Here is a 12,286-nt window from a genome sequence, read left to right on the forward strand (position 1 = left end):
AAACTTTTATGAAAATATTAAAGCGATCTTAATAGTTCTTAATGTTTTCTTTCCGGATTATTTAATTCCGCTCCCTATAATCAAGGGCAAGCTCGGAATTCGAGAGGAGAGAAAATAATTAATGACCATTCAACATATAGCCGTTCTGTTCGGAGGAAAATCTACGGAGTACGGGGTGTCGCTGCAATCGGCCGCTTCGGTGATCGACCATTTGGACCGCTCCAAATACGCTGTCATTATGCTTGGAATTACGCGTGAAGGCACTTGGTATAGATATAACGGAAGCACCGATGAGATCAGGAGCGATCGCTGGCATTGCCATGCAAGCTGTATCCCTGCCTTCCTATCACCTAGTCGTTCTATAGCTGGAATCGTTGAATTGGCTGGCACTGAATATCGAACTGTATCTATAGATGCCGTCATTCCTGTTCTTCATGGACGTAATGGCGAGGACGGAACCGTGCAAGGACTGTTGGAACTGTCAGGCATACCTTTCGTTGGCTGCGATACGATGTCATCGGCAATAAGCATGGACAAGGCGATAGCGAGTACGCTCGTTCGCGCTGCAGGAGTTCAGACAGCCGCTTCGATTACTGTATGGGAGAGTGGAGATTGGGAGGCGGCAGCGGCCGAAGCGATGAAGCTTGGTTTTCCTTTGTACGTGAAGCCTTCCAGATCGGGTTCGTCGTTCGGCATTACGAAAGCTTATGACCATGCGGCTCTGCACCAAGGCATTCGAGACGCATTCTCCCATGATAGCAAGGTTATTATCGAACAAAATATCGACGGCTTCGAGGTTGGCTGCGCGGTGCTTGGCAGCGGAGACGAGCCGTTCATCGCCGAGATCGACGAGATCGAGCTGGCGGGCGAGTTTTTCGATTATGACGAGAAGTATTCGCTGCGCACCTCGCAGATCCGCCTTCCTGCCCGATTGGAGGCAGCAATTGCCGAACAAGTGAGGGCCGCGGCGCAAATCATCTACAAGACGCTTGGCTGCTCGGGCCTCGCCAGAGTGGACATGTTCGTCACGAGCGATGGCCGTATCGTGTTCAACGAGGTCAATACGATGCCCGGCTTCACCGCTTCCAGCCGCTACCCGAACATGATGCGGCATAGCGGCGTATCGTATCCGCAGCTGATGGACCGGCTTATCGAGCAAGCTATCGCCGGGAAGGAGCGCGCACGATGACTCCTGCGACTATGTTCAACCTGGACAGCAGCCTGATTCACACGGGACACCTCTTGCTCGTCAACCGAGAGCATCCGGTCGACTCGCCGCCGCACCCCGATCAGCTTGCTCCTGTCGTGTCGGTGCTTAGAGCGAGCTCAGAGGAGCGAAATCCGCAGCTGGAACGGACATGCCTGCGGCAACTGGAGCTATGGTTATCGGCAAGCGGCTTATCGAACCGCATCGGGATCGTCAGCGGCTATCGCACCCGTGAACAGCAGCAGCAAATCTACGACCGTTCCTTGGCGGAGAACGGTTATGACTTTACGGCAAGCTACGTCGCTTTGCCGGACCGAAGCGAGCATCAGACCGGACTTGCCGTCGATCTTGGCGAGCTGAGCGGCGAGGTCGATTACATTCGCCCTTCGCTGCCCGACCATGGCGAATTCGCTGCCTTCAAGAGCATGGCGGCCGCCTTTGGCTTCATCCAGCGCTATAAGGAAGGCTTCGAGGCGGTAACAGGCATTGCAAGCGAGCCATGGCATTATCGGTATATCGGCGTTCCGCATTCGTTGATTATGGAGCGGCATGATTGGTGCTTGGAGCAATATCTCGCGTATATGAAACTATTCACGGCGGAGAATCCTTACGAGCATTGGAGCGATGGGAAGCTAACAGCAGAGGTGTTCTACGTGAAAGGCAGCCATTCGAGGAGTAATGAAATTCCGATGAGAAGCGATGCCTCCGGATATGAATGGTCGGGCAACAACAGGGATGGTTTCATCGTTACCATCATGCATGAACGGGAGCGGATTCCGTCTTGATCACCGCGCAGCGCAGCCGCTCGGGCGGGGCTGGAATCAACATCGATTGGTTCAAAATCGTAGCCGCCTTGCTCGTCATAGCTGTTCACACCGGTCCGCTTATGACGTACAGCCCGGATGCCGACTTTCTGTTGACCGGCATCGCGGCTCGCCTCGCCGTCCCTTTCTTTTTCATCGCTTCGGGCTATTTCTTTTTTCGTAAAAGGATGAGCGATGAGAGCAATCGAAACTCGAAATCATTGCATCGATATGCATTGAGAACAGGTAAACTTTATGTAATGGCGATTATAATCTATATCCCGATTAATGTCTACGCGGGCTATTTTTCAGCGGCGGAAGCCGGATTCAGCTGGGCGGGATTGGCCAGCGATCTGATTTTTAACGGAACGTTTTATCATCTATGGTATTTGCCCGCTTCGATCTTGGGAATGTACATCACTTATGTGCTCTATAGCCGTCTGTCGCTGAGAGGAATGCTGATTGCGGCTGCCGGTCTATATGTGATCGGACTGCTCGGCGACAGCTACTACGGTCTAACGGCTACCAATGATACGTTGTTGAAGTTGTACGATGGCATGTTCACTCTGTTCGATTACACGCGCAACGGGATCTTTTTCACCCCTATGTACTTTGCTTTGGGCGCCTTGGCGGCGTCACGGCAGACAACGGATCCGCAGACTGTCGGTTGGCGCAAGCCCCTTTCGTTTAGGGCTAATGCCGCTTGGTTTACGGTGTCTATCGTCTTGATGTTTGCCGAAGGCATTATTTTAAGAGGTCTAGAATGGCCTCGACATGACAGCATATACCTGACTCTCGCTCCCGCCGTCTACTTCCTGTTCCAATGCTTGCTAACGGGCAAAAACTGGCTTGGAATCGGCAAAAGCGCCGGATTGTATATGAGACAGCTCAGCACTTGGATATATATATTGCATCCTGCGATCATCGTCGTCGTTCGGTTCGGGGCAAAAGCAGCGGGGCAAACCGAGCTGCTCGTTACGAAAAGCTTGATTCATTATTTGGCTGTCGCTCTGTTATCCATCTTGGCTTCGATACTCGCGGTCTACGCGGAGGGGCGGTTGCCGCTTATTCGCGGGGGCAATAAAGAAGCTGTTAACGGTCATGCTGTTCATCGCGCCTGGGCGGAGATCAGCTTTCCGAACTTACGGCATAACTTGTCCGAGTTAAAAGGAGTGCTTCCCGAATCTTGTGCAGTTATCGCCGTTGTGAAAGCGAATGCCTATGGTCACGGCAGCGTCCGTATCGCCCCGCACTTGAATGCGCTGGGTATCAGGCAGCTCGCGGTCGCCGAGATCGAAGAAGCGATCGAATTAAGAAAGCATGGCGTGAAAGGCGATATTCTCATATTGGGTTACACTTCCCCTCGTCGGGCGGGCGAACTCAAACGGTACAAGCTGACCCAGACGCTCGTAAGCGAGGAATACGGCCAGCAGCTGGACGCGTGCGGCAAGGCGCTGAACGTGCATGTGAAGATCGATACCGGCATGAATCGGCTCGGCGTACCGCATGACGATACAGAAAGCTTGCTAGCCTGTTACAAATTCAAGCGCCTTAAAGTGACTGGTACGTTCAGCCATCTGTCCGTATCGGACAGCCGGAAGCCGGAGCATGTGACCTTCACGCACCGGCAATTGCAGCGGTTCGATCATGCGATGAGCCTCATTCGCGCCGCTGGCTTCGACCCCGGTATCGCTCATATTCAGAGCAGCTACGGGCTATTGAACTATTCGTCTTGCGTGTATGATGCGGCTCGTCCCGGCATTTCCCTATATGGGCTTATGAGCCACGAAGACGACACGCCGCTGGCGCAGATCGACTTGCGGCCTGTCTTATCCTTGAGAGCGACGGTAACCCAGGTCAAGGCTGTCGAAGCGTACAGCCCCGTCGGCTACGGTCATTCGTATGTCCCCGATCGGGACGTGACGATCGCAACGATCTCGATCGGTTATGCGGACGGCATCCCCCGCGAGTTGTCCGAACGCGGCGGTTATGTGCTGATCCGCGGTCAGCGGGCTCCGATCAAGGGAATCATCTGCATGGATCAGATGATCGTTGACGTCACCGGCATCGAGGAGGCTCAGCAAGGCGACACCGCTACGTTGATCGGGCATGACGGCGATGAGCTGATCACGGCCGGCCAGCTCGCGAAACGCTGCGGAACGTTGACCAACGAAATCGTGAGCCGCCTCGGCAGCCGAATCGCCCGCGTGTATACGCACGAGGGCTGAGGTTGACGGTTTGTTGTGGAAGCTTGCTTGTCTACGGGCATTCCCCTCCCTTGTTCTGCCTATGTTGGATATCTGCATCATAGATACGACATATTAGCTGCTCCGTGCAGCTATGTTGGATTTTTGCAGTAACTTTAGCCTTTTCACGTCTTTTTACATCCAAAGCCGTCGGCTATGCTGCAAATATCCAATATAGCTCGTCCAATACAGCAAAACGATGAAAAGTTACTGCCATTATCCAACATAGCTCCGAACGCCCTGCCCAAAGCTACTAAAAAAAAGCCCGAGCCGCATGCAGCTCGAGCTTCTTGGTATAGGGAGTTAATCGTTAAACGGACTGACGGCAATGCCTTCAACAACAATTGCGCCTTTGCCGCCCGTCAGGCGTATCGTATTGTCACTGCCCGCTTCCAGCTTAACCGTAATCGTAACCGCGTCGCTGAACGCCGATTCGCTGCCCGTCGACAACGCGTTAAGCAACGAATAGTCGTTGCCATTAACAGCGAGATGCAGCTTGGACAGTCTTTCCTCGGTTGCATACCGAACATGAATGGCCGCGCGACCGCCAGAGCCGCCGTCTACCTGTCCAAACTCGAAATAAGCGCCTTCAGCCTGCAACTGCGAGATCACATTTACACCCTGCTTATTGCGCTCCAGGGCAGCTCCGCCGCCTAGCTTGCTCGCTTCCGCAGCATACACCTTACGGTTCGGATTCGGCAGCGGCGCAGGACCGACAGGCGTAATATCGCCTTTCGTCTGAACGACCGTTTGAATCGTACCGTCTTCATTAAAGTACAAGCGGTCGATGCACATGCTGCGCAACGTGCCTTGGCCCGATATTTCTTGATTGTGATAGAACAGATACCATTGGCCTTTGTACTCGGCAATGGAGCCGTGAGTCGTCGAGCAGCCCGTAGGCTCCAGGAATATTCCCCGGTACGACCAAGGACCAAGCGGCTTATCGCTTGTCGCATAACGCATGCAGTTGTTTCCATCTAGATTGTCCGCGTACATCATGTAATAGAGGCCTTCGCGCTTGAATACCCATACCGCCTCGTGAAAGTCCTCAAGCCCTTCCATATCGCGCATGCCGTCCTTAAGCGACAGCATATCGTCGTTAAGCTCTCCGCCTGCGCATCTGCTTCCGCCGCCATAGTACATATATGCGCGTCCATCGTCATCTACCAGCACGCTTGGATCAATCATGGCGAAGCCGCCCATACCTTCGATATATCCGCGATCGACGAAGCCGCTCGCCGGCTTGTCGCTGGTCGCAACGCCCATTTTCCACGTCTGATTCCATTCGGAACCGCTTGGATGCGGGTAATAGAAGTAATAGGTGCCGTTCTTATAAGCCGCGTCAGGCGCCCACATGAAACCGCCTTCCGGCCGTCCCCATGCAACGTCATCAGCCCGCAATATCTCGCCCTCGTCCGTCCAGTTCACCATATCCTCCGAGGAGAAGACGTGGTAACGGTCCATCAGATCGCAGCCTCTCGCCGGATCCATGTCATGGGATGCATAAATATATACTTTGCCGTCTTCCCATACATGGGCGGACGGATCTGCCGTAAAAATCGATGTAACAATCGGGTTCGACGATACCGTCTTGACATTCGTTTCTGTGTAGCTACTGCTCATTAAATGATCCTCCCTGCAGCTCGAATAAACAACATGTTTACTCCAGCATAACGCGCAAGGCCCAAACGCCGCCATGAGGCGATCTTAAATTAAATAGTCGATTCACAAATCAACGTACCATGACAATCGTAGAGTAACTCTTATAGAGAGCATACGAACACCTTACATCTCAGAAATGTAAAAAATTATTTACATTGTGTATGAAATATATTACAATCTCTTCGAGGAGGATGAATATGGAAATACACGGAGAGTTACATAACAATCTTCACATACTGCGGGCATCTAAAAAATGGTCGCAGCAAGACGTCGCTGATCGAATTGGAGTCAGTAGACAAACTATTGTGTCAATAGAGGCCAATCGTTACAATCCTTCGCTAATATTGGCTTTTAAGATCGCCCAACTGTTTAATGTTGATGTAAACGAAGTTTTTCAATATAAAGAAGAGGCTGAGGAGGAAGAGGTATAATGGCGTTCATTGAGACCTTAATTCTTATTCTGGCACTTATTTTCACTTCCGTTCAACTGGTATTACTATTGAGATTTAATAAGCATGAGGGGGGAGATGAAAGAAGCCTAATCATATTAGGAAGATCAGCGATCTATTCATTCTCTTTTTTGACTATGCTCATCTGTATTGTTTCAATTCTAAGCGCCTTCATTGACTTCTCATCGGATATATTCAAGATGCTAATTAACGGAGTACTGGCTATCTCCAGCATATCGTCCTTGTTATCTCTTCAGCTTATTCGTCGTAAATTCTAACTCTAGTCTAACCATATTCAATCATGTGAGAATAGTTGACAACAACTCTACTGCTGATTACTATGTAATTAATCTATTTCATTTCAACTCTCACTCATATGCAGTTCGTATAACCTCGATAATCGGTTCGGGGGCTCTACTGGGATCCGTAAAAATCCTAACTACGAACGTAATGCCCTCTCCTTGGGTATTGCGCTCGCGGTTAGGATTTTTTTCATTTAAAAGGAGGTTTGTACGATGGCAACGCTATTAATCCGCAACGCGCGCAACATCATTACGATGGATCAAGGTCGCAACACCTATCCTGGCGGCAGTCTGTACGCAGACGGGCATGAAATTAAAGCAATCGGTCTCGATATCCCTTACGATACGGCCGATACCGTCATCGACGCGACGGGGAAGATCGTATACCCCGGCCTTATTAATACCCATCATCATTTATACCAAACGTTCACTCGCAATATTCCGTGGGCGCAGGACGTCGAACTATTCGACTGGCTGCTAACGCTCTATGATATTTGGCGTCATATGCGCCCGGAGGACGTTTATTTGAGCGCGATGGTCGGCCTCGGTGAATTGCTCAAGACCGGCTGCACAACGGCTTCCGACCACTTCTACTGCTTCCCTAACGGAATATCCGGCGAACTGATCGACGAGGAAATCAGAGCTGCTGCCGAGCTTGGCATCCGTTTTTTCCCTACGAGAGGCTCCATGAATCTTGGCCGCTCGCAGGGCGGGCTTCCGCCCGACGAGGTGACCCAGTCGATGGAAGTTATCCTTAAGGATACGCAGCGCGTTATCGAGACCTATCACGATGCGTCGAAGTTCGGCATGGTGCGCGTCGGGGTCGCGCCTTGCTCCCCTTTCTCCGTTTCCGAAGATTTATTGCGGGAATCGGCCGTATTGGCGCGGAGCTATAAGGTGCGCATGCATACCCATTTGGCGGAAACAAAGGATGAAGAGAACTTCTGCCTCGCAACGAAGGGCCTTCGCCCTCTCGACTATATGGAGCGAACAGGCTGGCTCGGCAACGACGTCTGGTATGCCCACGGCATACACTTCAACGATGGCGAGATTCACCGCATGGGCGCATGCGGCTGCGGGGTCGCACATTGCCCAAGCAGCAATATGAAACTGGCATCGGGCATCTTCCCGCTCGCGGATATGCTGAAGGCGGGCGTCCATGTTGGGCTCGGCGTAGACGGATCGGCGTCCAACGACGCATCCAATCTGCTTGGCGAGGTGCGCCAGGCTTACTTGCTGCACAAGCTTAGCGCAGGCAAGCAAAGCCCAAGCGCCGCCGAGAGCCTATGGCTCGGGACGGTCGGCTCCTCCCGCGTGCTCGGCTGGGAGGATGCCATCGGCTCGCTCGAAGTCGGCAAAGCTGCCGATCTCTTCATGATCGATACCCGCAAGCTCGAATATGCCGGAGCGTTGTTCGACGATACCGCCTTGCCTGTCGTCACAGGCATTAGCCAGAATGTCGATATGACCATCGTCGGCGGCAAAGTCGTCGTGAAGGACGGACAACTCTTCCATGTGAACGAGCAGCGTCTCGCCGTATCGGCGCAAGCAGCCGCGCTCCGCATGCTGGAAACGGCGGCGAAGCATACTGGCGCTAACTATTACAAGCAGCGCGGCCGCGGGTGATTGGATTTCATACAGGCTAATGGGCCAAATAACATCAAATACGCCGTTTGCATGGATTTCGTACAGGCTAACGAGCGCTTTGTGGCGGAATGGGGCGCATGGGTGGATTAGATTGGATGTTTTCCATTCAAAAGTAACTTTTCGGCCGGAATAAGCCATTTGATAGGACAAAATCCACTCAAACGCGAAGGTTGCGGCGAGACATGAGACTATCCCGGTTAATATAGGAACCGGATTGGCCAAATCATACGAAGGGCCCCAAGCTCCACTGTAAAGTGGAGGCTGAGGCCCTTTTTCTCGGAAGTATTAAAACATGAATTAGTGCTTATCTTTCAGCAGCTCCGGATAGCCGTATGAACCATGCTCACTGACATCCAGTCCGATAATCTCTTGTTCTTCCGTTACGCGCAGACCCATCGTTTTCTTCATTATGAAAAGAATGATGTACGATACCGCGAAAGCGAACGCTCCGCAAGCTGCAATACCGAGTGCTTGTACACCAAGCTGCTCCAAGCCGCCGCCATAGAATAGGCCTGCTTTGCCGACTCCTACTTTCTCGGCCAGCTCCGGCGTAGCGAACAGGCCGTTCGACAATGTGCCCCAGACGCCCGCAGCGCCATGTGCCGACAATGCGTAGATCGGATCGTCGATACCCATTTTCTCGAAGAAACGCATGCTCAGTACGACAACGATACCGGCAATCAAGCCAATCACAATCGCAGCCCACGGCTCTACGAATGCGCAGGAAGCCGTTATGGCAACGAGGCCGGCCAACGCGCCATTCAGCATCGCGCCAATATCCGACTTGCCAACGAATATCCAGCTTACAATAAGCGCGGCAATCGCTCCGCCCGCAGCGCCAAGCTGCGTATTGACGGCGATAAAGCCGAAGAAGCTGCCGTCGCCAGCCGTGATCGAGCTGCCGGCGTTAAAGCCGAACCAGCCGATCCATAAAATCATAACGCCAAGCGTCGTGAATACTTGATTATGTCCCGGCATGTCATTCGCTTTGCCGTTTTTGTTGAATTTGCCGATACGCGGTTTAAGCAGCAGCGTAGCTGCCAGCGCAGCCATTGCACCCGTTAAGTGAACGACCGTCGAACCGGCAAAGTCCTGCTTGCCATGCTCCGCAAGCCAGCCGCCGCCCCAAATCCAATGCGCAACGACGGGATAAACAAGAGCCGAGAATAACACCGCGAATATTAAGTAAACGGATAGTTTAGCCCGCTCAGCGAACCCGCCCCAAGCGACGGACATCGAGATCGCCGCGAACGCCATTTGGAAGAGGAACATGATCATTGGAGCAACCGTTGCGCCCTCAGGCACGTCCATTACATTGAAACCGAAGTAATCGCCCCAGCCAAGCAATGAATTCCCTTCCGAGCCGAAAATAAAAGCATAACCTACCGCCCAAAATACAATGGACACGATACCTACCGTAAATATTGTTTTGCCCGCGATATGCCCCGCATTTTTCATCCGGGTCGAGCCTGCCTCCAGCAAAATGAATCCGCATTGCATGAACAGCACCAATATAGCGCCAAGCATCGTCCAAATTCCGTTTATTCCAAGTTCCATAAAGCTTCAATCCCCTCTGCCTAGATTCGTAGTTGTCGTTTGCTCTCATATATGTCCGCCATGCCGTCCAATATACCGGCCAACATCGCATGCGAAACCTCGCTTCTTCCCGACTGTTCCAAGATCGCTTCAGCCGTCTGAATATAAGGCGTATCAATCAGCTCACTGTGCCACACATCAAGCATCGTTGCGATGCATGCCGGTGTTGTCTCCAGATGGAACTGCAGCGCTAAGATGAGATCGCCATAGGCAAACGCCTGCTCTCCGCAAGCTTCCGAATACGCCAGCCGCCTTGCTCCAGCCGGAAGCGTAAATGTATCTCCATGCCACTGGAAGCTGGTGAACGTCTGCGGCATGTGGCTAAAGCTTGGATGCTGCTCCTCCGTACGGGATACCGCATGCCAGCCGATTTCCTTCTGCGTGTTCTGGCTAACTTTGCCGCCGAGAACCTCGGACAGCATTTGCGCGCCGAGGCAAATGCCAAGCACGGCCTTCCCGGCATCTATCGTTTCCCGAACGAACCGTTTCTCCATAGCCAGCCATGGATACTGTTCATCCTCATAAACACTCATCGGCCCTCCTAATATGACGAGCATATCGAATGATGCAGAGGAGGGATACTCGTACTCGGTTAAATGGGAGGGTGTCAGCATACGTAGCGTATGGCCGCGCTGCGCCGCCCAAGCTTTCAAAGCGTGCTCGTCATCAAAGTCAAAATGCTTGAATGCGATAATATTCAATTTATCCCTCCTCGTAAGCGCCGTTCGTGATCCGCGCAGTTGCTTACGGCTTAATTAATATTTACGGCTTATTAAAGGTTATGACCGTATATTAATAAAAAAACACCTTCATGTCAACTAACCTGACAAACTTTTTGCTCCTTGCCGCCTTTTCACACAAAAAAACACACCTAAAGCGCATAAACGCCTGATTCGGTGTGCTTCACTGTGTAAGATTGAAACCTTGTTAACTTTATAGCTTTTTTGTATCAGCCTATTGGTTTACCTGCCGCAGTGCCACTTTGTACATTTTTAGCGGCCTGCCGCGGGTGCTGGTCGTTTCCTCGCCGATTACGGAAGCATACCCGCTCGACTCTAGTTGAATAAGTATACGCCGAGCGCTTCGCGGCATAATACCCATTTGCTGAGCCAGCTCGTTGGAATGGATGACGTCCGTCTGCAATTTACGCAGGATCGCTTCGATCTTGCCTAACGTTAACGAGCTTAATCCCGTATCATCGCTAACATTTTGCAGACCTTCGGCCGAATAGGAGTAAGAAATACGCTCAGCGCGTCCCAAAGGACCGGACACCGTCTTGTCGTTGAAGACGACCATCCAAGCTCCTTTACCGTATTGCCTCGTCTGCATGAGCGCGTTGCCTGCCATCATCTCCGCCTCGTAGGCCGTGCGGCCAATGCCGATGCCGCAGGTCAGCTCTGCGCCCAAGCCGCTAAGCTCGGGACAGTCCGGCATTTGCGTGAAATGCTCCGTTATATTTTTCAAAATGCCGCGCGTCGTGAAGATTGCATATCTCCCTGGAGATATCGTCTTCAGCGAGCCCTGCACCCGCCTGGAATAATCGAGCAGCGCCTCGCTTACCGCAAGCTCCATGCGGAACAGCTCATCCGACACGTACGAATCCTTCGTAATGCCCGCATACGGGTCGGTCTCAATGAACTGAACAGCAATCTGGGTATCCTTGTAGCGCAACGTTTCCCATGTCCGCCAAGCTTCGGTCAGCGCCGCCTGTACGGACGATTCCGTCGGAATTACCCGCAGCACCGGCACGCCAAGCTCCTTCAGCTTGTCCTGCACGTACCAGACGCAGGTAACCGCGTAATCGATTCTCCCTTGCCGCCACATATCCAGGTGGAAGTCGATCAGCGCTTGGTACGAGCCCTCGAACGGCTTTCCGTTCAGAACGCTGCCGCCAAGCTCCAGCTCTTCCGCGACCTTAGCCAGTTCCTCTGCGCTGTACATATCGAAGCTAAGCCTGGATATATCGATTCGCTGCCGATAGAACAGCTGGCATAACGTACGGTACAACCCCGTTCCGCTATAGGAGATATAGAACATCGGCTGCTGGATATGAGACGCCTGCTCCCTAGCCGCTTGATAAGGAAGCGGTCCCGAGAACAGCCACATATCGACTTTGTGCGCATGAGCCGACACGATCGGCCCAATGTCCTCGAACCGCTCATGCGTGAAGGGGTAACATTCGAATTCGGCGCTTTGCCTTATAATATCGGTGACAAATCCCATCGTATCTTCAACGCCTACGTAACCGAGCTTGATTTTCAACCGGGCACCCTCCTCATTCGGGGTCGTTCCTCATATTCCCTCTATGTTACCACTGTAGCACGACCCTAATAAAGATCAACCTAATTGACCATTTTCGCGCGATAAAAGGCCT

General features: G+C 52.3%; 9 protein-coding genes and 1 riboswitch. Of the genes, 5 read left to right on the top strand and 4 right to left on the bottom strand.

The window, feature by feature from the left end:
* The first annotated feature begins 121 nt into the window (after positions 1 to 121).
* The 3 genes from vanG to vanT are packed head-to-tail and all read left to right on the top strand — an operon-like array spanning position 122 to position 4,238.
* Complete coding sequence (vanG, locus tag V8F51_RS23360; protein ID WP_337102907.1) at positions 122 to 1,189, top strand: D-alanine--D-serine ligase VanG; 1,068 nt, start codon at positions 122 to 124, stop codon at positions 1,187 to 1,189.
* Positions 1,186 to 1,992 carry a D-alanyl-D-alanine carboxypeptidase family protein gene (locus tag V8F51_RS23365; protein WP_337102908.1) on the top strand — a complete coding sequence of 269 codons (807 nt, stop codon included), beginning with the start codon at positions 1,186 to 1,188 and terminating at the stop codon, positions 1,990 to 1,992. The genes vanG and V8F51_RS23365 overlap by 4 nt, the downstream gene beginning before the upstream one ends.
* Positions 1,989 to 4,238, top strand: a complete 2,250-nt coding sequence (vanT, locus tag V8F51_RS23370; protein ID WP_337102909.1) for a serine racemase VanT catalytic subunit — start codon at positions 1,989 to 1,991, stop codon at positions 4,236 to 4,238. The genes V8F51_RS23365 and vanT overlap by 4 nt, the downstream gene beginning before the upstream one ends.
* A gap of 321 nt (positions 4,239 to 4,559) precedes the next feature.
* On the opposite strand, the gene V8F51_RS23375 is transcribed toward vanT, so the two are convergent.
* Positions 4,560 to 5,879 carry a family 43 glycosylhydrolase gene (locus tag V8F51_RS23375; RefSeq protein WP_337102910.1) on the bottom strand — a complete coding sequence of 440 codons (1,320 nt, stop codon included), beginning with the start codon at positions 5,877 to 5,879 and terminating at the stop codon, positions 4,560 to 4,562.
* Between the two features lie 236 nt (positions 5,880 to 6,115).
* Here V8F51_RS23375 and V8F51_RS23380 point away from each other — a divergent pair, with 236 nt between their 5' ends.
* A complete protein-coding gene (locus tag V8F51_RS23380) occupies positions 6,116 to 6,349 on the top strand; it encodes a helix-turn-helix transcriptional regulator (protein ID WP_337102911.1) in 234 nt (77 codons plus the stop codon).
* A 381-nt stretch (positions 6,350 to 6,730) separates the two neighbouring features.
* Positions 6,731 to 6,829, top strand: a riboswitch (purine riboswitch).
* A 53-nt stretch (positions 6,830 to 6,882) separates the two neighbouring features.
* On the top strand, positions 6,883 to 8,295 hold the full coding sequence (locus V8F51_RS23385) for an 8-oxoguanine deaminase (protein ID WP_337102912.1): 1,413 nt from the start codon (positions 6,883 to 6,885) through the stop codon (positions 8,293 to 8,295).
* Between the two features lie 318 nt (positions 8,296 to 8,613).
* Here the strand turns inward: V8F51_RS23385 and V8F51_RS23390 are convergent, their stop codons facing one another.
* From V8F51_RS23390 to V8F51_RS23400, 3 genes are all read right to left on the bottom strand, one after another.
* A complete protein-coding gene (locus V8F51_RS23390) occupies positions 8,614 to 9,873 on the bottom strand; it encodes an ammonium transporter (protein ID WP_337102913.1) in 1,260 nt (419 codons plus the stop codon).
* Between the two features lie 20 nt (positions 9,874 to 9,893).
* Positions 9,894 to 10,613, bottom strand: coding sequence for a type 1 glutamine amidotransferase (locus V8F51_RS23395; RefSeq protein WP_337102914.1), 720 nt, complete (start codon positions 10,611 to 10,613; stop codon positions 9,894 to 9,896).
* A gap of 253 nt (positions 10,614 to 10,866) precedes the next feature.
* Positions 10,867 to 12,174 carry an ArsR family transcriptional regulator gene (locus V8F51_RS23400; protein ID WP_337102915.1) on the bottom strand — a complete coding sequence of 436 codons (1,308 nt, stop codon included), beginning with the start codon at positions 12,172 to 12,174 and terminating at the stop codon, positions 10,867 to 10,869.
* Positions 12,175 to 12,286 lie beyond the last annotated feature (112 nt).

The organism is Paenibacillus sp. YIM B09110 (assembly GCF_037167145.1).
GTDB lineage: Bacteria > Bacillota > Bacilli > Paenibacillales > Paenibacillaceae > Pristimantibacillus.